At 71.2% G+C, this 22,538-nt stretch carries 12 protein-coding genes and 1 pseudogene; 7 read left to right on the top strand and 6 right to left on the bottom strand.

Going from position 1 to position 22,538, the window contains the following annotated elements; translation table 11 throughout:
* Positions 1-12: 12 nt before the first annotated feature.
* Together NNW99_RS23100 and galE are read left to right on the top strand one after the other, a co-directional pair.
* A complete protein-coding gene (locus tag NNW99_RS23100; RefSeq protein WP_215121043.1) occupies positions 13-1,629 on the top strand; it encodes a glycosyltransferase family 2 protein in 1,617 nt (538 codons plus the stop codon).
* A 56-nt stretch (positions 1,630-1,685) separates the two neighbouring features.
* Positions 1,686-2,666 (top strand): UDP-glucose 4-epimerase GalE, encoded by a 981-nt coding sequence (galE, locus tag NNW99_RS23095; protein ID WP_215121042.1) that lies wholly within the window; start codon positions 1,686-1,688, stop codon positions 2,664-2,666.
* Positions 2,667-2,692: 26 nt separating this feature from the next.
* On the opposite strand, the gene NNW99_RS23090 is transcribed toward galE, so the two are convergent.
* Complete coding sequence (locus NNW99_RS23090) at positions 2,693-3,340, bottom strand: TetR/AcrR family transcriptional regulator (RefSeq protein WP_215121041.1); 648 nt, start codon at positions 3,338-3,340, stop codon at positions 2,693-2,695.
* 194 nt (positions 3,341-3,534) lie between these two features.
* Here NNW99_RS23090 and NNW99_RS23085 point away from each other — a divergent pair, with 194 nt between their 5' ends.
* The 4 genes from NNW99_RS23085 (at position 3,535) to NNW99_RS23070 (ending at position 9,200) form a co-directional block, all read left to right on the top strand.
* Positions 3,535-4,458 carry an ABC transporter permease gene (locus tag NNW99_RS23085; protein WP_215121040.1) on the top strand — a complete coding sequence of 308 codons (924 nt, stop codon included), beginning with the start codon at positions 3,535-3,537 and terminating at the stop codon, positions 4,456-4,458.
* Positions 4,451-5,281, top strand: a complete 831-nt coding sequence (locus tag NNW99_RS23080) for an ABC transporter ATP-binding protein (protein ID WP_215121039.1) — start codon at positions 4,451-4,453, stop codon at positions 5,279-5,281. The genes NNW99_RS23085 and NNW99_RS23080 overlap by 8 nt, the downstream gene beginning before the upstream one ends.
* An 80-nt stretch (positions 5,282-5,361) precedes the next feature.
* Entirely contained in the window at positions 5,362-7,557 is a 2,196-nt protein-coding gene (locus NNW99_RS23075; RefSeq protein ID WP_215121038.1) for a CDP-glycerol glycerophosphotransferase family protein, read from the top strand.
* Positions 7,554-9,200: a glycosyltransferase family 2 protein gene (locus NNW99_RS23070; protein ID WP_215121037.1), complete on the top strand. Its 1,647-nt coding sequence runs from the start codon at positions 7,554-7,556 to the stop codon at positions 9,198-9,200. The genes NNW99_RS23075 and NNW99_RS23070 overlap by 4 nt, the downstream gene beginning before the upstream one ends.
* Before the next feature lie 596 nt (positions 9,201-9,796).
* On the opposite strand, the pseudogene NNW99_RS23065 reads toward NNW99_RS23070, so the two are convergent.
* The 4 genes and pseudogenes from NNW99_RS23065 to NNW99_RS23050 form a co-directional block, all read right to left on the bottom strand.
* A pseudogene (locus tag NNW99_RS23065) lies at positions 9,797-11,226 on the bottom strand (hypothetical protein).
* A gap of 177 nt (positions 11,227-11,403) precedes the next feature.
* Positions 11,404-16,365, bottom strand: coding sequence for an NAD-glutamate dehydrogenase (locus tag NNW99_RS23060; RefSeq protein ID WP_215121035.1), 4,962 nt, complete (start codon positions 16,363-16,365; stop codon positions 11,404-11,406).
* Between the two features lie 555 nt (positions 16,366-16,920).
* Positions 16,921-17,589, bottom strand: coding sequence for an HAD family hydrolase (locus tag NNW99_RS23055; protein WP_215121034.1), 669 nt, complete (start codon positions 17,587-17,589; stop codon positions 16,921-16,923).
* An 82-nt stretch (positions 17,590-17,671) separates the two neighbouring features.
* Complete coding sequence (locus NNW99_RS23050) at positions 17,672-18,187, bottom strand: hypothetical protein (protein ID WP_215121033.1); 516 nt, start codon at positions 18,185-18,187, stop codon at positions 17,672-17,674.
* A gap of 919 nt (positions 18,188-19,106) precedes the next feature.
* On the opposite strand from NNW99_RS23050, the gene NNW99_RS39170 reads away from it, so the two are divergent.
* On the top strand, positions 19,107-19,376 hold the full coding sequence (locus NNW99_RS39170; RefSeq protein WP_370869155.1) for an Rv3235 family protein: 270 nt from the start codon (positions 19,107-19,109) through the stop codon (positions 19,374-19,376).
* 122 nt (positions 19,377-19,498) lie between these two features.
* Here NNW99_RS39170 and secA read toward each other — a convergent pair whose 3' ends face one another.
* Entirely contained in the window at positions 19,499-22,345 is a 2,847-nt protein-coding gene (gene secA, locus NNW99_RS23040; RefSeq protein ID WP_215121031.1) for a preprotein translocase subunit SecA, read from the bottom strand.
* Positions 22,346-22,538 lie beyond the last annotated feature (193 nt).

Here is a 22,538-nt window from a genome sequence, read left to right as displayed (position 1 = left end):
CGATCCGTTGTAATGAATGCCGCTCCGGAAGCCGACAGGCCTCGCCCCCAGGTCGCCGTCGTGGTCATCGGCTACGACGACGCCGCCCATGTGAGGGACGCCGTGCGCTCGGCGCTCGCGCAGGGCCCGGCCGTGCGCGAGGTCGTGGCCGTCGACGACTGCTCGACGGACGGCAGCGCCGGGCTCCTCGACCGGCTCGCCGCTTCGGAGCCCCGCCTGAGGGTGATCCGCCGCCGGGTCAACAGTGGCGGCTGCGGCACCCCGCGCAACACCGGCCTCGACGCGGTGACATCGCCGTACGTGATGTTCCTGGACAGCGACGACGTCCTGCCGCCCGGCGCGGTCGACGCGCTGCTCGGGGCCGCGACGGGCGCGCACGCCGAGGTCGTGGGCGGTCTGTGCGTACGCCGGGAGCTGCCGTCGGGGCGTGAAGTGCCCTGGCAGGCGCGTCTCTACGCGCTGCACGCCGCCGTGCCGCGCCCCGCGCAGCGCCCGCAGCTCGTCCACGACACCCTCTGCGTCAACAAGCTCTACCGCACCGGCTTCCTGCGCGAGCACCGCATCCGCTTCCCCGAGGGCCGCTTCCCGTACGAGGACGTCGTGTTCTCCGCGCGCGTGCTGGCCGCCGCCCCGCGCATCGCCCTGATCCCGGACCGGGTCTACGTCTGGCATGTGCGCCGGTCCGCCGAGCGGCTGTCGATCTCCCTGGACCGGGCCGGCGTCGACAACTGGCGGGCCAGGACGGAGGCGTGCCGGCAGGCGTACGAGATCCTGCTGGGCGCCGGGCAGAAGGAACTCGCGCGGGCCGCACGCGCCAAGTTCCTCGACCACGAGCTGCGGATGTACGTACGTGAGCTGGGGTTGCGCGACGCCGCCTACCGGAGCGCGTGGTGGGAGCTGACGCGGGCGCATCTCGCGGAGTACGACGCCGACGACTGGGCGCGCAACCCGGCCGCGCCGGGCCGGCTGGCCGGGCGGGTCGTCCTGGCGTCCCCGGAGCCGCGCGACCTGCCCCGGCTGCGGGAGCTGGCGGCGCGTCCGGCCCGGCTGTGTCCGCCGTACGCCCGTGGCGCCGACGGCACGCCCGTCTGGTCGGAGGACCTCCCGCAGGTCTCCCTGGAGCCCCTGCTGACCCGGCCGGTGCGGGCGCTGCCGCTCGCCGTGGACGCGGAGCTGCGGCCACGCGCGCGGGGCGCCCGGCTGCGCCTGCGCCTGCACGAGCTGTACGGCCGGGTGGGGCGGGCGGGCCCGGAGGCCGTGGAGGTGGAGTGGCGGCACCGGGACGACGGGGACGTCGGCGTCCGCGCCACGACCCGGTTCGCGGAAGCCGCCGGCGGCTGGTCGGCCGAGGCGGAGGTCGACCTCCCCGCGCTGGCCGCGCTCGGTACGGGCACCTGGGACCTGCGCCTGCGCGTCCGCTTCCGTGACGGTGCGAGCCGCGAGATCACGGCGCACGCGCTCGCGGGCGCGGGTCTGCTGCGCCGCAGCGCCGTTCCGAACGCCCGGCACGGTGTGGTGCTCGTGCAGCCGTACGCCACCTACTCCGGCGCGCTGGCGCTGCGGGTCGCGCCCGGCGCGCGTGGCGTGCTGTCCGTCGTACGCGCGCGACTGCGCCGCCTGCTTCACTGAAGGCCGCCTGCTTCACTGGATGGACGACGGGCCAACTGACGAGGGGACGGTCGCACATGACCTGGTTGATCACCGGCGGCGCCGGCTACATCGGCGCACACGTCGTACGGGCGATGACGGCGGCGGGCGAAGGGGCGGTGGTCTACGACGACCTGTCCACCGGCATCGCCGAGCGCGTGCCCGAGGGGGTGCCGCTGGTGGAGGGCTCGACGCTGGACGGCGAGCTGCTCGCGCGCGTCCTCACGGATCACTCGGTCACCGGCGTCGTCCATCTCGCGGCGAAGAAGCAGGTGGGAGAGTCCGTCGAGCAGCCGCTGCACTACTACCGGGAGAACGTGGAGGGCCTGCGGGTCCTGCTGGACGCGGTGACGGCGGCGAAGGTGCCGTCCTTCGTGTTCTCCTCCTCGGCGGCGGTGTACGGCATGCCGGACGTGGACCTGGTCACGGAGGAAACGCCCTGCGTGCCGATGTCGCCCTACGGCGAGACGAAGCTGGCCGGTGAGTGGCTGGTCCGCGCGACGGGCCGGGCGACCGGACTGTCGACCGCGTCCCTGCGCTACTTCAACGTGGCCGGCGCGGCGAGCCCGGAACTCGCGGACACCGGGGTCTTCAACCTCGTGCCCATGGTCTTCGAGAAGCTCACGGAGGGCGCCCCGCCGCGCGTCTTCGGCGACGACTACGCGACCCCGGACGGCACCTGCGTACGCGACTACATCCACGTCGTCGACCTGGCCGAGGCCCATGTCGCGGCGGCCCGGGCCCTGCGCTCCGCCCCCGGCCGCGACCTCACGCTCAACATCGGCCGGGGCGAGGGCGTCTCCGTCCGCGAGATGATCGACCACATCAACACGATCACCGGCCACGACCTGCCCCCCACGGTCACCCCCCGCCGCCCCGGCGACCCGGCCCGCGTCGTCGCCTCCGCCGACCGCGCGGCCACAGAACTGACCTGGAAGGCCAGGCACGACGTCCAGGACATGATCACGTCGGCGTGGGAGGGCTGGGTCCGGCTGCACCCGGAGGCGGGGCGGGGCTGAACCGCACTACCTACCGCCAGGCCCCCTCACAGCGCCCGCAACGCCCCCGCCGTAGCCCGGGCCAGTGAGCCCAGGTACCCCTGCGGCAGTTTCGGGTTGCGGATGACCACCGAGCGCCAGTAGAGGGGGCCCGAGATCAGGTCGAGGGCCAGGTCGTGGTCGAGGCCCTCGCGGAGTTCGCCGCGGCGTTCCGCCGCTGTGACGATGCCGGTGGCGACGCCGTCCTGGCCCTCGCGCAGGGCCTTCTGGAGGGCCTCGGCGATCTCGGCGTTGCGGGCCGCCTCGGCCTGGAGGTCGGGGATGATCTGCGAGGCGACGGGGTGGCGCAGGGCGCGGGACGTCACCTCGTACAGCAGCCGCAGGTCGCCCTCCAGGGAGCCGGTGTCCGGCGCGGGCAGGCCCTGCACGGCGAGCGCCGAGACGATGTCGAGCACGAGGTGCAGCTTCGAGCGCCAGCGGCGGTACACCGCCGTCTTCCCGACGCCCGCCCGGCGCGCGATCCCCTCGATGGACATCCGCGCGTAGCCGACGGCCGCGAGCTCCTCGAACACGGCCGCCCGGATCGCGTCCGTCACATCCTCCCGCAGCACGGCCGCCCCCGCGGGGGCCCGGCGGCGCGGACGTGGCTCCGGACGCGGCTGCGGCGGCTCGTCGGCGTTCGCGTTCGTCGTCATGCCGACAGCATAGGGGCGTCACGACGAAACGGTTGCGTTCCGACGCTCGAAAGGCCTACGCTCGCGTTGCGACGATACGGTCCCGTCCCGACGTAAGACTTCGTGAAGAGTCTGGTAAAGACCCCACTTTCCCGCTCGACACGACCCCGGGTCCCGCCCCCTCCCCCGACCTCCCCCGAACGAAAGCAGCGGATGTGAGCCAGGTCCTCGACACACCGCCCCAGCCACCGACCCCGGCCCCGGCCCCCGCCGACGACCTCGCGACCCTCGCCGCCCGCCACGGCCTCGCGGTCAGCGGCGCCCGGCCCTCCCTGCCCGCGTACGTCCGGCAGCTCTGGGCCCGCCGCCACTTCATCACCGCGTTCGCCACCGCCAAGCTCACCGCCCAGTACAGCCAGGCGAAGCTGGGCCAGGTCTGGCAGGTGATGACCCCCCTGCTGAACGCGGCGGTCTACTACTTCATCTTCGGCGTCCTGCTCGGCACCAAGCACGGCGTGCCGGACTACATCCCGTTCCTGGTCACGGGCGTGTTCATCTGGACGTTCACACAGAGCTCGATCATGGCGGGCACCCGCGCCATCTCCGGCAACCTCGGCCTGGTGCGCGCCCTGCACTTCCCGCGCGCCGCCCTGCCCCTCTCGTTCTGCCTCCAGCAACTCCAGCAGCTGCTGTTCTCGATGGGCGCCCTGGTCGTCATCCTGCTCTGCTTCGGCGTGCCGGTCGGTGTGTCCTGGCTGCTGGCGCTGCCGGCGCTGTTCCTGCAGTTCACGTTCAACGCGGGCGTCTCCATGGTCATGGCCCGGATGGGCGCCAAGACCCCGGACATCGCCCAGCTGATGCCGTTCGTGCTGCGCACCTGGATGTACGTCTCGGGTGTCATGTGGAGCATCGACAAGCTGGCCGACAAGGACAGCCTGCCGCGCGCCGTGACGATCCTGCTGGAGACCAACCCGGCCGCGATCTACATCGACCTGATGCGCTTCGCCCTGATCGACAGCTTCCACGCGAGCCAGCTCCCGGCCCATGTGTGGGCACTCGCCGTCGGCTGGGCCCTGGTCGCCGGCGTCGGCGGCTTCATCTACTTCTGGAAGGCTGAGGAGACGTACGGCCGTGGCTGAGCACCCGAACGAGAAGATCCCCACCGTCGTCGCCGACGGCGTCGACATCGTCTACCGCGTCAACGGCACCGGCGCCGGACGCGGCTCCGCGACCGCCGCCCTCAACCGCATCGTGCGCCGCAAGAAGACCGAGAAGGCGGCCGGTGTCCGCCGGGTGCACGCCGTGCGGAACGTGTCCTTCGTCGCCTACAAGGGCGAGGCGATCGGCCTGATCGGCACCAACGGCTCCGGCAAGTCGACCCTGCTGAAGGCCGTCGCCGGACTCCTCCCCGTGGAGAACGGCCGTATCTACACGCACGGCCAGCCCTCCCTGCTCGGCGTCAACGCGGCCCTGATGAACGACCTGACCGGCGAGCGCAACGTGCACCTCGGCGGCCTGGCCATGGGCATGTCCCGCGAGCAGATCAGGGACCGCTACGAGGAGATCGTCGACTTCTCCGGCATCAACGAGAAGGGCGACTTCATCACCCTGCCGATGCGGACGTACTCCTCCGGCATGGCCGCGCGGCTGCGGTTCTCCATCGCCGCAGCCAAGGACCACGACGTCCTGCTGATCGACGAGGCGCTGGCCACCGGCGACCGCTCCTTCCAGAAGCGCTCCGAGCAGCGCATCCGCGAACTGCGCAAGCACGCGGGCACGGTGTTCCTGGTCAGCCACAACAACAAGTCGATCCGCGACACCTGCGACCGGGTGCTGTGGCTGGAGCGCGGCGAGCTGCTCATGGACGGGCCGACGGAGGACGTCCTCAAGGAGTACGAGGCGTTCACCGGGGACAAGTCCGCGAAGCCCAAGCCCAAGCCGAAGGTTCCTGTTCGCTCGTGAGGCGTACCCCGGTCGGCCGTTTTGTCTTATTGGTGACACGATGACCGCATACGGTGTACCGGCGTGAAGGAGCCCTCGCGATGGCCGAGCTCAGCCTCATCGTCCACGGGGCGAACGTTCAGGACCATCTGACGGAACTCCTCGACTCGCTCGCCGCGCATCCCCTCCCCGACGCCGAGGTGATCGTGGCCGCGGTCGGCGACTGGGCCCGGGAGACGGCCGAGCGGCACGCCCCGGACGTCCAGGTGCTGCCGGTGCCGGACGGCATGGGCGACGCGGCGGCCCGCGCGGCGGGCGCGGCCCGGGCCTCGGGCCGCTGGCTGCACTTCGTCCACGCCAAGGACGGCCTGCCCGCCGGCGCCCCGCGCACGATCGCCGAGCGGGTGGCCGAGCTGCCCGCCGAGGTGGACGTCCTGCTCCTCGACCACGTCCGCAGCACCTGGCACACCTCCGGCATGCCCGCCCCGAACAGCGCCCTGCTGGCCCGGGCGGGCCGCGCCGATGTCGCCCTCGATCTCTGCGCGCCCCTGCTGCGCCTCACCCCGCTGCTCGGCACCCGCGTGCTGCGCGCGGAGTTCTGGCGGGCGCACGAGCAGCAGCTCACCACCGACGACGAGGCGCACGCCGCCCTGGCCGCCCTGCTGCTCGCCGACCGCGTCGCCTGTCTGCCGCATGTCGCCTACGAGGACCGCGCCCTGCGCCCCGCGAGCCTGCCGCCGGTCACCCCCGAGCAGCGCTACGGCCTCGTCGAGCGCTACGAGTCCCTCCTCGACCTCACCCGGGGCCGCCCCGCCGCCCACGCCGTCCTCTACGACGTCATGGTCCGGGACTGCCTGCGTATCTTCGCGCGCGGCGGCATGGAGGAGGAGGTCGCGCGGGAGTTCTTCCGCCGGGCGTCCCTGGCCGCCCTGCGCCGCCGCCCCGAGGGCTACAGCCGCCCCGCCGGTCTCGAAGGCGTCCGCCGCTCCCTGCTCGAAGAGGGCGCCTACGCCAGGTACCGGGCCTTCCAGGCCGTCAACCGCACCCGCCGCACCGCCAAGTCGGCCGTACGGAGCCGCAAGCGCCAGGTGGGCGCCAAGCTCCGCGACCACCAGTACCGCCGCGCACTCGCCCGCCCGGTCAACCCCCACCTCGCGGTGTTCGCGGCGTATTGGAACCGCGGCGTCGCCTGCAACCCCGCCGCGATCGCCGCCGAACTGTCCGAACTCGCCCCGCAGATCCACCCGGTGTGGGTGGTCACCCAGGAGAACGAGGCCCTGCTGCCGCCCGGCACCGACCATGTCGTGCCCGGCAGCCGCCGCTACTGGGAGGTGCTGGCGACCGCCAAGTACCTCGTCAACAACGTCAACTTCCCGAACGCGGTGGTCAAACGCCCGGACGCGATCCACGTCCAGACCCACCACGGCACGCCGCTGAAGCGCATGGGCCTGGACCAGATGGCGTACCCGGCCGCCGCGCAGGGACTGGACTTCAAGGCGCTGCTGGAGCGCATCGACAAGTGGGACTACAGCGTCTCCGCCAACAGCCACACCACCCGTATGTGGGAGCGCGCGTACCCCTCGCACTATGTCTCCCTCGACCACGGCTATCCGCGCAACGACGTCTACTACACGGCCACGGCCGACGACATCCGCGCCGTCCGCGACCGCCTCGGCATCGACCCGGGCCGCCGGGCCGTCCTCTACGCGCCGACCCACCGCGACTACGAGGCCGGCTGGACCCCGCGCCTTGACCTCGCCGCCCTCGCCGACCGCCTCGGCGAGGACACGGTCCTGCTCGTACGCGGCCACTACTTCTACGGCGGCGCCGCCTCCCCGCTCACCAACCTGCGCCGCACGGGCCGGATCATCGACGTCTCCTCCTACGACCCGGTCGAGGATCTGTGCCTGGCGGCGGACGCCCTGGTCACGGACTACTCCTCGATCATGTTCGACTACGCCAACCTCGACCGGCCGATCGTGATCCACGCCGACGACTGGGAGACGTACCGCACCACCCGCGGCGTCTACTTCGACCTGATGGACCAGGCCCCGGGCCCGGTCGCCCGCACCCAGCAGGAACTCACCGAGATCCTCACCACCGACGCCTGGCGCGACGAGAGCGCGGCGAAGACCCGGGCCGCCTTCCGGCGCCGGTTCTGCGAGTACGACGACGGACGCGCCGCCGAGCGCGTCGTACGCCGGGTCTTCCTCGGCCAGGACGAACGCTCCCTGCCGCCGGTGCTGCCGCTCGAGGAACGCACCCCGGCCCCCACCCCGCAGGAGGCGACCGCATGAGCACCCCCGACGTCACCGTGACGGTCATCGTCTACAACGACGCCGAACGCCTCACGCGCGCGGTCGACTCGGTCCGCCGGCAGACCCACGCGAACCTCGAGATCATCATCAGCGACGACCACTCCACGGACGGAAGCGCGGAGGTGGCACGGCGTCTCGCGGCCCAGGACCCCCGCGTCCGCCACCTCCGGCTGGAGCAGAACAGCGGCGGCTGCGGCGTCCCGCGCAACCGCGCCCTGGACATCGCCCGGGCGCCGTATCTGATGTTCCTCGACAGCGACGACGAACTCCCCGACGACGCCGTGGCACTGCTGCTCGCCGCGCACCGCGAACGCGAGATCGACTTCGCGATGGGGGCGGTGCAGCGGGTCCGGGTGGACAACGGCCGCCGCTCGACGTGGATGCCGCACCTGGTCGCCGAGCGCCGCACCCTCGACGGCGTCGGGACCGACCCGCGCCTGTTCTTCGAGCATCTGTCGACGAGCAAGATGTACGCCCGCGCCTTCCTCGACCGTCACGGCCTGCGCTTCCCCGAGGGCATCCACTACGAGGACCAGCTGTTCTCGGCGCAGGCGTACTGCCTCGCCGACAGCTTCACGATCGTCCCGGAGCCGGTGTACCGCTGGTACGTGGCGCCCTACGCCGCCTCCGAGGCCGCGTCGATATCGAACCAGCGGCACCGGCTGGAGAACGTCCGCGACCGTATTCACGTCCAGCACCTCATCGACGGGTTCCTGGCCGAGAGCGGGCACGAGTCGCTGCGCGAGGACAAGGATCACAAGTTCCTCAAGCACGACTTCCGGATGTACGCCGGTGACCTGCCCTACCGGGACGACGCGTGGCTGTCGTCCTTCGCGGACCTGGTCACGCCCTACCTCGACACGCTCGCACCCGGCGCGTTCGCCCGCCTCCCGCGCGCCGAACGCGTCGTCCTCCAGCTGATCCGCGACCGGCGCCTGCCGGAGGCCCGGCTGGCAGCACGGGGCCTGGGCCACGGCGTAGGGCCGCGCCAGATCACCACGGACAGGGACGGCCGCACCTACTGGGGCGACCGGATCCCCTCCTCCGATTGGTCCCGCCGCGAACTGGACATCTCAGACCTGGATCTGGAGACCCGGCCCTTCCCGAGCGCCCAGTTCCGCCACGAGATCACGGAGATCACCCGAGGCCCGGGCGCCTCCGTCGACCTCGCGATCCGCACCTACGACCCGGCCCTGCGCCTCCCCGTCGGCCCCCGGCGCGCCACCCTTCTCATCGCCCCCGGCGGCCACCGCCTGCACGCCCACTTCCGCCTCTCCCCCGTCAGCCCCGGCGTCTTCGAGGGCCACGCCCACCTCGACCTCGGAGCGGCGCTGCTCCCCTTCTACGGCTTCTCCGGAGTCCGCCACCCGCTGCTCCGCCTGCAACACCAGGGCGTCTCCCACACCGGCCTCCTCCTGGCCCCCCTGACCTTCCCCGCCTTCACCACCCAGGTCCCCCACCACCAGCTCACCCTCGAACCCGAAGGCCACACCCCCGGCCGCCTCCAGGCCCGCTGGCAACCCACAGGAGCCACAGCCACCCTCATCCGCCCCACAGTCCGCCGCCTGGCCCGCCCCCGCGTAAAACGAGCAGCCCGCTTGGTGGCAAGCGCCCTGAAGTAGCCCGAGCCGGCCGGTCGAACTGCGCCCAGCCGCGCCTAGCCGCGCGCATGCGTGCCGCTTGGCGCGGCACGGCTGGGCGCAGCGACACCCCACTCCGCCGGGCTACGCCCGCCCCTCCCCCGCCGGGCTACGGCCACACGCCCCCGCCGGGCTGCGGGCCGCCCGCCCCCCGCCCGCTTCCGCCGCGCTGCGGACCCGCCGTACCCCCTAGCTGCGGGCATGCGTGCCGCTAGGGGCGGCACGGGTGGGCGCAGCGGCACCCCGCTCCGCCGGGTTGCGGCTGCCCCTCCCCCGCCTGGCTACGGCCGCCCGCCCCACCGGGCTACGCCACCCGCCCCACCGGGCTACGGTCGCTGGTCCTCGCCGGGTTGCGGGCCACCCGCCCCCACCCGTCCCCGCCGGGCTGCGGGCCGCCCGCTCCCGCCCGCTCCCGCCGCGCTGCGCTGCGGACCCGCCGCACCGCCCTAGCTGCGGGCATGCGTGCCGCCAGGGGCGGCACGGGTGGGCGCAGCGGCACCCCGCTCCGCCGGGTTGCGGACCCACCCGCCCCCAGCACCAACGCCCCGGACACCACAACGCGGACGAGAACAACTCCCTCACCGCACAACCTCGTACAGCACCTGCCCCCCAGGCCCCCGCCCCACCTCCCGCAACCCCAACCCCAACCCCACCCCAGGCCTCCCAGCAACCCCCGTATCCATCACCCACCGCACCCCGTACTCCCGCAAGATCACCCCCCGCTCCCCCTCAGACACCCCCACCCCGAAATACCTCCGCACCGCCTCCTCCCTCCGCCCCTCATCCGGCAGGAAGAAGTCGGGATACCCAGGCGCCACCGTGTACGCCCCGTACGCCGGGATCTGCGCACTCGGCCGCCCCTCCCGAGCCATCACCACATCCCCGTACGCCACCCACCGCGTCATCCACTGATACCCCGCCCACGGCTCCCGGTACTTCTCCGCGACGACCCCCGACAGAGCCCCCGGCACATCCCCCGGCCTCACCACATACCCCACCGTCCCCACCTGCGCCCAAGCCCCCACCACCAACGCCACCCCCAGCACACACCCCCACCCCACCCGCACCACCCTCCGCCCGGCCTCCCCCACCTCCACCGCCACAGCGACCTGCGCCGGGATCAGCACCGCCGGCAACACCCGCCCCCACGCGTACTGCCCGCTCACCCCACCCACCGCCACCACCACAACCCCCAGCACGAAGAACAGCACCAGCGGATCCCACCGATCCCGCCACCACCGCACCCCCAGCGCCACCACCCCGAGCAACACCAGCCAGTACCGCCCGAACAGGTCCTCGTACAGCGGCCGATGCACCGACTCCAGCCCGCCCCACCCCCGACCAGCGCGAAGAAGTCGTAGTACGGCCACACCAGCAGCAGCACAAACCCCAGCACCACCCCGCACCCCAGCCGCCCCCACACCGCCCGCCCCGGCCGCGCGGCCACCACCGTCGCGACCGCCCCCAACGAAGCGACCACTCCGGTGAACTGATGGCACAGCAGGATCACCGCCCACAGCGCCCCCAGCCCGAGCCACACCCCCCACCCCCCGTCCTCCCGCACGGCCCGCCCCAGCCAGGCCCAGAGGTGAAACGCCAGCCCCAGGGTGAAGACGCTCGGGTACGACACCGTCAGCGCGAGCGAGTTGAGCCCGTAGAAGCCGCTCCAGGTGAAGAGCACCGTCCCCCACAGGAACAGCAGGCTCAGCAAGGCCACCGCGGGCGCGGCACCACGGCCGCTCAGCGTCCGCACATACCGCCACACCCCCGTCACCAGCAGCCCGAGCCCGACGAACGCCCCGATCCGCAGCACCCAGAAGACCGACAGATCAGTCATCCGCGCGACGCAGCCGAGCAGCACCATCCAGGGCGAGTAGTACGGACTCGGCGTGTCCGCGTCGACGAGCGGATTGCCGGGGTCGAGGAGGTTGTGCCGCAGCCGCTGGAGGGTCGCCGCGTGCACACCGAGGTCTCCGGCCCAGGGCAGCCGGACGATCACGAGGAGCATCAGCACGACGACAGCCGCGGCGACCACCACGGCGGCGGCCTGCGCGACACGGGCGGGTCTCACGGCACCAGCCTCAGCCGGAAACGGCCAGTCCTCCACTCGAACCGCCCTGAGGCGCGCCAAGAACAAGGCGCCCCGGACCGAAACCGGCCCGGGGCGCCCAAGAGGACATACGCCCTACGAATGCGTGCGCAGCAGCGTCCTCATCGTGCGCATCGCCACCGACAGGTTCGCGAGGTCGAACGCGTCGGACCCCTGGATCTCCTCCAGCGTGGTCCGGGCCCGCCCGAGGATCGCCGCGTTCTTCTGCTCCCACGCCTTGTAGCGCTGCTCGGGCGTCGAGCTGCCGTTGCCCACCGCCAGGACGTCCGCGGTCAGCGCCGCGTGCGCCGCGTACAGGTCCTCGCGGATCGCCGCGCGGGCCATGGACTGCCAGCGGTCGGCACGGGGCAGCTCGGAGATGCGGTCCATGAGCTGGGTGATGCGCAGCCGGTCGGCGAGGTCGTAGTAGACCTCGGCGACGTCCAGCGGCTCCCGGTCCATGCGGTCCGCGACCGAGACGATGTCGACCGTCGGGAAGGCGGAGGAGAAACCGGCCACCCGGGTGGCGAGTTCGTCCGGGACGCCGACGCCCGTCAGCTCGTCGAAGATCTTCTGGTACCACTCCAGGTCGGCACCGCGCAGCAGGTTCGGCAGCTGCCCCCAGACCTGCTCGACCCGGTCGGCGAAGAAGTCGACCGTCTCGGCGAGGTCCAGCGGCTGCGGCCGGTTGTTGAGCAGCCAGCGCGTGCCGCGCTCGACCAGGCGGCGCGAGTGCAGCCGGATGCGGGTCTGGACGTCGGCCTCGACCTTGTTGTCGAGCGCCTCGACCCCGTCCCACACCGGGGACTGGCGGAAGATCGCGCGGGCCGCGGTCTGCGCCCGCACGATCTCCTCCAGCGACGCCCCGGTCTCCTCGCGCAGCCGGTGCAGATACGTCGTACCGCCCGTGTTGACCGTGTCGTTGACCAGGACGGTCGTGGTGATCTCACGGCGCAGCGGGTGGCTGACGAGGTGCTCGGGGAACTGCTCGCGCAGCTCGGTCGGGAAGTACGCGTGCAGCAGCGTGCTCAGGTACGGGTCGTCCGGCAGCGAGGTGTGCAGCAGCTCCTCGGCGACCGTGATCTTCGTGTACGCCATGAGGACGGCCGTCTCCGGGCCGGTCAGTCCCTGGCCCTGGGCGAGCCGCTCGCGGATCTGCCGGTCGGTGGGCAGGAACTCCAGCGCCCGGTTGAGGTGCCCCTCCCTGACCAGGTGCTTCATGAAGCGCTGCTGGGCGTGGAGCATGGAGCCGGACTGGGCGAGGGCGTTGGCGATCGCCGTGTTCTGCGCGTAGTTGTTGCGCAGCACCAGGTGGCCGACCTCGTCGGTCATCTCGGCGAGCAGCTTGTTGCGCTGCTTGACGGTCATGTCGCCGTCCGCGACCAGGCCGTTGAGCAGGATCTTGATGTTCACCTCGTGGTCGGAGGTGTCGACGCCCGCGCTGTTGTCGATGGCGTCGGTGTTGATCCGGCCGCCGTGCAGCGCGAACTCGATCCGGCCGAGCTGGGTCAGGCCCAGGTTGCCGCCCTCGCCGACGACCTTGACGCGCAGGTCCTTGCCGTCGACGCGGATGGCGTCGTTGGCCTTGTCACCGACGTCCGCGTTCGACTCGGCCGAGGACTTGACGTACGTACCGATGCCGCCGTTCCACAGCAGGTCGACCTGCGCCTTGAAGATCGCCTTCATGAGGTCGGCCGGGGTCAGCTTGGTGACCTTGGCCTCGATGCCGAGGGCCTCGCGGATGTGCGCGTTGACCGGGATCGCCTTGGCCGTGCGCGGGAAGATGCCGCCGCCGGCCGACAGCAGCTCCTTGTTGTAGTCCTCCCAGCTGGAGCGGGGCAGCTCGAACAGGCGGCGGCGCTCGGCGTAGGAGGTGGCGGCGTCCGGGTTCGGGTCGATGAAGATGTGCCGGTGGTCGAAGGCGGCCACCAGCCGGATGTGCTCGGAGAGCAGCATGCCGTTGCCGAACACGTCACCGGACATGTCGCCGATGCCGACGACGGTGAAGTCCTCGGTCTGGGTGTCCACGCCCAGCTCCCGGAAGTGCCGCTTGACGGACTCCCAGGCGCCGCGGGCGGTGATGCCCATGCCCTTGTGGTCGTAGCCGGCGGAGCCGCCGGAGGCGAAGGCGTCACCGAGCCAGAAGTTGTACGACTCCGCGACCCCGTTGGCGATGTCCGAGAACGTCGCCGTGCCCTTGTCGGCCGCGACGACGAGGTAGGTGTCGTCCTCGTCGTGCCGGACCACGTCGGCCGGGGGCACGACCTCGCCGGCCACCATGTTGTCCGTGATGTCGAGCAGGGCCGAGATGAACATCTTGTAGCTGGCGATGCCCTCGGCCAGCCACGCGTCCCGGTCCACGCTCGGGTCGGGCAGTTGCTTGGCGACGAAGCCGCCCTTGGCGCCGACCGGCACGATGACGGTGTTCTTCACCATCTGCGCCTTGACCAGGCCGAGGATCTCGGTGCGGAAGTCCTCACGCCGGTCGGACCAGCGCAGACCACCGCGCGCGACCTTGCCGAACCTGAGGTGCACACCCTCGACGCGCGGCGAGTAGACCCAGATCTCGAACGCCGGGCGCGGCGCCGGGAGGTCGGGGATGGCCTGCGGGTCGAACTTCATGGAGACGTAGTCGTGCGCCTTGCCGCCCGCCGCCTCCTGGAAGAAGTTGGTGCGCAGCGTCGCCTTGATGACGGTGAGGAAGGACCGCAGGATCCGGTCCTCGTCCAGACTCGCGACCTGGTCGAGGGCCGCGTCGACCTCCTCCAGCAGCGCGTCCACGATCTCGTGCCCCGCGCGCTGCCGGTCCGGCGACATCCGCGCCTCGAACAGGGAGACGAGCAGCCGGGTGGTGTGGACGTTGTTGCGGAGGGTGTCCTCCATGTAGTCCTGGCTGAACGTCGAAGCCGCCTGGCGCAGGTACTTCGCGTACGCCCGCAGCACCATCGCCTGACGCCAGGTGAGCCCGGCGCTCAGCACGAGGGAGTTGAAGCCGTCGTTCTCCGCCTTGCCGGTCCAGGTGGCGGCGAAGGCGTCCTGGAAGCGCTCGCGGGCGTCGTCGCCGAAGTAGTCCCCGCTGCCGTTCTGCGAGCGCGGCACGCGCATGCCGAAGTCGTAGATCCAGGCCACGCTGCGGTCCGGGCAGCGCAGGTCGTAGGGCCGCTCGTCGACGACCTCGACGCCGAGCCGGTTGAGGACCGGCAGCACGGCCGAGAGGGAGATGGCGTCGCCCGTGCGGTAGATCTTGAAACGGCGCTCCTCGGGGGCGGCGCCCACCGGCTCGTACAGGCTGAGCGCGAAGTCCTTGCCCTCCTCGGCGTTCAGCTGTTCGAGGTGGACGAGGTCGGCGACCGCGGCGCGCGGGCTGTGGTCGGCCTTGTAGCCCTCGGGGAAGGCGTGCGCGTACCGGCGCATCAGCTCGGCCGCGCGCTCCTCGCCGAGCTCGGCGTTGAGCGCCTCGGCGAAGGCGTCCTCCCAGGAGCGGGCCGCCTCCACCAGCCGGGCCTCGATGCGGTCCTTGTCGGAGTCGGACAGCTCCGGCAGCTCGGTGCCCTGCGGGACCCGGACCACGAAGTGCAGCCGGGAGAGGATCGACTCGGTGTTCCAGGCGGTGAAGTCGACGCTGATGCCGCCCAGTTCCTCCTTGAGGATCTCGATGATCCTCAGGCGCACGGCCGTGGTGTAGCGGTCGCGCGGGAGGTAGACGAGGGCGGAGTAGTAGCGCCCGTACTCGTCCTGGCGCAGGTACAGCCTCAGCCGCCTGCGCTCCTGGAGGTAGAGGACCGAGGTGACGATGGAGCGCAGCTCGTCGACGGGGGTCTGGAAGAGCTCGTCGCGCGGGTACGTCTCCAGGATCTGCAGCAGATCGCGGCCGTCGTGGCTGTTGGGCGAGAACCCGGCCCGCTCCAGGACCTCCTCGACCTTGCGCCGGATGACGGGGACCCGGCGCACGGACTCGGTGTAGGCGGCGGAGGAGAACAGTCCGAGGAAGCGCCGCTCGCCGACGACATTGCCGTCGGCGTCGAACTTCTTCACCCCGATGTAGTCCAGGTACGACGGCCGGTGCACGGTCGCCCGGCTGTTCGCCTTGGTCAGGACGAGCAGCTTGTGCTCGCGCGCCTTGGCCCGGGCGTCGGCGGGCAGCCGCTCGAACGACGGGCTGACCGGGTGGCTCTCCTCGGCGGCGTGGTGCGGGTCCGCGCGCAGTATGCCGAGCCCGGTGCCGGGGACGGCGGCCAGGGAGTCGTCGTCGCGCAGCTGGTACTCGCGGTAGCCGAGGAACGTGAAGTGGTCGTCGGACAGCCAGCGCAGCAGCTCGCGGGCCTCCTCGACCTGCGGTCCGGGCAGATCGGCGGGGATGGGCTCGTCCGGCAGCCCCTCCGCCAGCCGGGTCGCCGCCTCCCGCATCTTGCCCCAGTCCTCGACGGCCTCACGGGCGTCGGACAGCACGCGCAGCAGGTCGGCGGTGATCTGCTTCAGATCGGACCGGTCCGTCTCGCGGTCGATCTCCACATGGATCCAGGACTCGACGTGCGCGTCGTGCGGGAGCTCGCCGGCGCCGGTCGTGGGCGTGGGCAGCACCTCGATGAGCTTGCCGGTCACATCGCGCCGCACCACGAACTGCGGGTGGATGACGACATGGATCCCGCGCCCCTGGCGCGTCAGCTCATTGGTGACGGAGTCGACGAGGAAGGGCATGTCGTCGGTGACGACCTCGACGACCGAGTGGCTGCACGTCCACCCGTTCTCTTCCACGGTGGGGGTGTGGACCCGCACGTTGGCCGTGCCCTGGGGGCGGTTCTCGGCCAGCCGGTAGTGGGATACGGCGGCTCCGAAGACATCGACCGGGTCGCGGTCGGCGAGGTCCTCCGGGGCCGTGTGCAGGTAGTAACGCTGGAAGAACGAGATCAGGGACTCGCGGTCCGGGGCCTCCTGGGCGTCTGGGGTCTCCTCGCCCGTCGACCCGGTCGGTAGGTGCCCCCCGACCGGGCTGTTCTCAGCTACCCGGGCGGCCCTTTCGAGCAACTCGGCCTTTGCTTCGTCCAGCTTGGTCTGCATTGTCCTCTGGCTCCTGTCGCGCGCCGTTGCGTGACGTAGAAGGAAGTACGGTCTCTGCGCTGACGACGTCACGCCGTGACACGGGGTATCCGGTCTGTTCCGACGCTATGCCGCCAGACGAGAGGAGCGGGGGTGTCTGAGCCATTTTTGAGCTGCCCGACGGGTGTGACGCTGCTCTCTGCGACGCCTCGGTCCCGGTGGTGCTCGGCGTCCCGGGAGTCATCGATGCCCCGTACCGCCCGCGAAGACCAGCGACCGCCGCCCGGTCACGGATGTGGTCCGTGCACTCCGGGCGCAGGGCAGGGACGACGACGTCCCCGCGAACTATCGCGCTGATCACGCCACCAAGGCTATCGCTCCTTACAGGGGCCCCGTCATGAGCCGTATGTGTACAAAACCAGGCCTGGAAGTTTGACGTTCTGCACATTTAGCTGCGGGCATGCGTGCCGCTAAGGGCGGCACGGGTGGGCGCAGGGGCACCCCGCTCCGCCGGGCCGCGGACCCACCCGGCCCCAGCAGAAACGCCCCGGGCACCCCGAAGCCCACCAGTTCCGGTCAGGCCGCCGCGAGCCGCTCAGCCTCCGCGACGGCCTCCTCCAACGTGTCCACCACGGGCACACCCACCGCCTCAAGACTCACCCGGCTGTGCGACCCCCCGGTGTACAACACGGCCCGAGCCCCCACATGCAGCGCGGCCACCGCGTCATCCGCAGCGTCCCCGATCACCACGGTCCGTCCCGCCTCCACCCCCGCCAGCGACGCGAGATGCCGCACCATGTGCTCGGCCTTGCTGCCCCCGGACGGCCCGGTCCGCCCGTCCACCCGTATGAAGTGCGGCTCGATCCCGAACCCCCGCACCAACGGAACGAGCTCCTCGTGCCCGTACATGCTCAGAATCGACTGACTGCGCCCCGCCGACCGCCACCCCGACAGCAGCTCCACGGCCCCCACCGTCAGCCCGCACGTCACCCGATGCTCGGCGTAGTACCGATGGAAGATCTCATCCATGAGCTCCCACTCGGCCTCGGTCGGCAGCCGCCCCATCAGCCGCTCATAGAACTTCGGCACCGGCACGCAGTACAGCTCCCGGTACTTCTCCAGCGTCAGCGGCTCCAGCCCCAGCTCGGCGAAGGCCGCGTTCGTCGCCCCGATGATCGCGTCGATGTCATGGAACAGCGTCCCGTTCCAGTCCCAGACAATGTGCGCGCCCGTCTTCATCCCCATGCCTGAAAACGTACCCGCCCCCACTGACAATCAAGAGAACGGCGCCTCAACGCGCCCCCGAGCCCCCGGGCGCCCGGGCCGCTCAGTCCCCCTGCCCCACCAGGTTCGGGATCTCCTGCGTGGCGAACCACAGCAGCTCGTGATCCTCCGCCCCGTCCACGACGAACTGCGCGTCGTCGTCCCCGGCGTCCGCCGCCCCCAGCGCCGCGGCGGCCGCCGTCACATCGGCCTCCGCGTCATCCGCGTCGACGTGCACGGCCGCCGCCCTGGCCAGGGCCACGGCACCCGAGACCCGTACCTCCCCGAGCGCCGCCTGATCGAGCCCCCGGTCGGGATCGGGGCTCGCGATCCGGTCGGGCACGTCCACGGCCACCACGACCCGGCGCCTCGGCACGCCCGGCTCGATCGCCAGCAGCCGCAGGGAGGCCAGCGCGGCCCGGTTCAGCGCCGCGTACTCCAGTTCCTCGATGTCGTCGGAGACGTACCACTCCCGCAGCGCGGGCGTCACGGCGTACGCCACGAACGGCCCGGATCCCAGCTCACCCGTCTTGTACGCCTCGGCGAGGCCGGGGAGGGTCAGGGGCACGTACACACGCATGGCTGGCCGCTTTCGTGGTCGGTTCATGGCCGGAGGGCGCAGAAGGCCCCGGAGGGCCTCCAGGATACGTGCGGGGGTCCCCTTTCGAGTTCCGCCCCGTGACGCCGGAGTCGTCAGCCCCGGGCCAGAAATTCACCCACCACACCCTCACCCCTGCCCGGCTCCCGAACCCCCGGACCACCCGGATAAGTGAACCTTCCGGCACCCGCAGCCCGAGGCGGTCTCCCTTGCCCCCACCCCCGCCCACCCCGTACAAGATCACCAACCCGAAGTTACTCACCGGTACCCACCGGCCCACGAAACGGGGACCCCCATGAACAAGGTCATGACCAGGGCACAACACCGCCCACCGACCCACCGCGCCCCTGGCAGCACCACCGCACGCACCCCTGACGGCACGGCTCCACGCACTCCGAGCGACACCACCCCACGCACCCCCGACGGCACCGCCCCACGCGCTCTCAGCAGCACGGCCTCTCACACCCCCGGCAGCACCGCTTCGCACACCCCGGGCCGCACCGCCCCACGGACCCCTGTCGGCGCAGCCCCTCCGCGCACCCCCAGCGGAGGCCCCGCCCGCACCACAGCCGCCGGTGACCGTCCCCCGGCCCCCGGCCGCACCAAGACCACCCGTACCCGCCCCGCGGACACCCGCCCACCGACCACCCCCTCCCGCACCCGCACCCGCACCCGCACTCGCCCCAGCCCCGGCACCGCGCCCCAGCCGACACCCGGCACCCCCACAACCCCCCGCCCGACACATGGGGGTCCCGGCACCCCCACCGACACCACACCCCGCGTCCCGGCCCAAAGCCCCCACCGACCGCTCCCCCGGCCGATCCCCCAGCCAGTCCTCCCCACCGACCTCTTCGCCGAGCTCCTGCTCGGCGTCCTCAGCGGCCGCCGCCCCGTCCACTCGATGCTCCGCCACACCCGGGGCCGCGCCTACGACGAACTGGCCTGGCTCGCCGAACGCGGCCCCCTGCGCACCCGCGGCGCCCGCCCCGTCGTCCGGGACATCGGCTGGTACGAGCCCCGCGCCGGCGCCATCGAGGCGTTCGCCCGCATCGGCGCCGGCGACCGGCTCCGCGCCATGGCCTTCCGCCTGGAACTCGGCCAGGACCTCCGCTGGCGCTGCACGGCGGTGGAACTGGGCGGCCCCCGCCCACCCCGCCCAGAAGCCTGCTGAAGGGCCGACGGGCTAACCGGCTACCGGCTACCGGCTGAGCCACGAACAGCCACAGGCAAGCCGAAGGGCCGGACACCCTCAGGTGCCCGGCCCTTCAAGCCGCTACGGTGCCGCAGCCGGCGTCACTTCTTACGACGCCCCCGGCCCTTCGCCTGCTTGCGGCGCTCCGCGCGCGTGAGGCCGTCGGACTCGGAACGCGCCGGCTCGCCGTCCTCGGTGAAGTCACCCTCGATGGTGCCGCCCTCACCGTCGACCGTCGGCGCGGAGAAGTGCAGGTTGCGCCGCTGCGGAACGTCGAGCCCCTTGGCACGGATCTCCGGCCGGGAACCCGCCTGCGCCGGCACCGCGTCCTGCTTCTCCAGGTCGGCCACCGGCTTGGTGTCCTCGACCGGGACCTCCTCGACCTGCTGCTCGACCTGGACCTCCAGGTTGAACAGGTAGCCGACGGACTCCTCCTTGATGCCCTCCATCATCGCGGTGAACATGTCGAAGCCCTCGCGCTGGTACTCGACCAGCGGGTCCTTCTGCGCCATGGCGCGCAGGCCGATGCCCTCCTGGAGGTAGTCCATCTCGTAGAGGTGCTCGCGCCACTTGCGGTCCAGGACCGACAGCACGACCCGGCGCTCCAGCTCACGCATGATCTCGGAGCCGAGCTGCGCCTCACGCGCCTCGTACTGCTCGTGGATGTCGTCCTTGATGGAGTCGCCGATGAACTCGGCGGTCAGGCCCGCCCGGTCACCGGCGGCCTCCTCCAGCTCCTCGATCGTGATCTTGGAGGGGTAGAGCTGCTTGAAGGCACCCCACAGCCGGTCGAGGTCCCAGTCCTCCGGGAAGCCCTCGGCCGTCTCCGCCCCGACGTAGGCGTCGATGGTGTCGTCCATGAAGTGCTGCACCTGCTCGTGCAGGTCCTCGCCCTCCAGGACGCGGCGGCGCTCGCCGTAGATGACCTCACGCTGGCGGTTGAGGACCTCGTCGTACTTCAGGACGTTCTTACGGGTCTCGAAGTTCTGCTGCTCGACCTGCGACTGGGCGGAGGCGATCGCGCGCGTGACCATCTTGTTCTCGATCGGCACGTCGTCCGGGACGTTCGCCATCGACATCACGCGCTCGACCATCTGGGCCTTGAACAGCCGCATCAGGTCGTCGCCGAGCGAGAGGTAGAAGCGGGACTCGCCCGGGTCGCCCTGACGGCCGGAACGACCGCGCAGCTGGTTGTCGATCCGCCGCGACTCGTGCCGCTCGGTGCCCAGCACATAGAGCCCGCCGAGCCGCTCGACCTCGTCCTTCTCGGCCTGGACGGCCTTCTCGGCCCGCTGGAGCGCCTCGGGCAGGGCGTGCGCCCACTCCTCGATGTGCTCCTCGGGGTCGAGACCGCGCTGGCGCAGCTCCGCCTCGGCGAGGTCCTCGGGGTTGCCGCCGAGCTTGATGTCCGTACCACGGCCGGCCATGTTCGTGGCGACCGTGACGGAGCCCTTGCGGCCGGCCTGGGCGACGATCGTCGCCTCACGGTCGTGCTGCTTGGCGTTCAGCACCTCGTGCTGGATGCCGCGCTTGCTGAGCTGCTGCGAGAGGTACTCGGACTTCTCGACCGAGGTGGTACCGACGAGGATCGGCTGACCCTTGCGGTGCTTCTCCTCGATGTCGTCGACGACCGCCTCGAACTTGGCGACCTCGGTCCGGTAGATCAGGTCCGACTGGTCCTTGCGGACCATCGGCCGGTTGGTCGGGATCGGCACCACGCCGAGCTTGTAGATCTGGTGGAACTCGGCGGCCTCGGTCATGGCCGTACCGGTCATGCCGCACAGGCCGGGCTGTTCCTTCTCGTTGTGGTCGTGGCGCTTGTAGAGGCGGAAGAAGTTCTGGAGGGTGATCGTGGCGAGCGTCTGGTTCTCGTCCTTGATCGGCACCCCTTCCTTCGCCTCGATCGCCTGGTGCATGCCCTCGTTGTAGCGGCGGCCGGCGAGGATACGTCCGGTGTGCTCGTCGACGATCATGACCTCGTCGTCGATGATGACGTAGTCCTTGTCCTTCTTGAAGAGCTCCTTCGCCTTGATGGCGTTGTTCAGGTAGCCCACCAGCGGCGTGTTCACCGACTCGTAGAGGTTGTCGATGCCCAGCCAGTCCTCGACCTTGCTGACACCGGACTCGTGGATCGCGACCGTGCGCTTCTTCTCGTCGACGTCGTAGTCGCCGGTCTCCTCGATGCCCTTGAGCGGCTGACCGGCCTCGCCGCGCTTGAGTCGCTTCACCAGCTTGGCGAAGTCCCCGTACCACTTGGTGGCCTGGTCGGCCGGGCCGGAGATGATCAGCGGCGTACGGGCCTCGTCGATGAGGATGGAGTCGACCTCGTCGACGATGGCGAAGTTGTGGCCGCGCTGGACGAGCTCGTCCTGGGACCACGCCATGTTGTCGCGCAGGTAGTCGAAGCCGAACTCGTTGTTCGTGCCGTACGTGATGTCGCAAGCGTACTGCTCGCGGCGCTGAGCCGGCGTCATGTTGGCGAGGATGCAGCCGACCTCGAGGCCCAGGAACCGGTGGACGCGGCCCATCATCTCGGAGTCGCGCTCGGCCAGGTAGTCGTTGACCGTGATGATGTGGACGCCCTTGGCGGACAGCGCGTTCAGATACGCCGGCAGCGTGCCGACGAGGGTCTTGCCCTCACCGGTCTTCATCTCGGCCACGTAGCCCATGTGCAGGGCGGCGCCGCCCATCATCTGCACGTCGTAGTGACGCTGGCCGAGGACGCGCTTGGCGGCCTCGCGGACGGTGGCGAACGCCTCGGGAAGCAGGTCGTCCAGGGTCTCGCCGTCGGCATAGCGCTGCTTGTACTCATCGGTGAGGGCGCGCAGCTCGGCGTCGGAGAGGTCGACGAAGTCCTCTTCGATGGAGTTGACCTGGTCCGCGATGCGGTGCAGCTTGCGCAGGATCTTGCCTTCGCCTGCACGCATGATCTTCGAGAGGACGGACACGGGGGTTGGTCTCCTTGCCGGTCGGGCCTGGGACGGTCGGTTACCACTTGACTTACTGAGCAACGGCCATCGTATGCGAGGACCCCACCGCGCCGGGAGGGCCTGCCGTGACGGCGACCGTGCGCTGCTTCAATTCTGATTCGTCTTCTTCTAAGGGGACAACGTCCGGGCGCAGCGGATAGTGCCGCATCCC

This window comes from Streptomyces sp. CRCS-T-1 (assembly GCF_024442335.1).
GTDB lineage: Bacteria > Actinomycetota > Actinomycetes > Streptomycetales > Streptomycetaceae > Streptomyces > Streptomyces koelreuteriae.
This window is presented reverse-complemented; position numbering and strand designations above follow the sequence as displayed.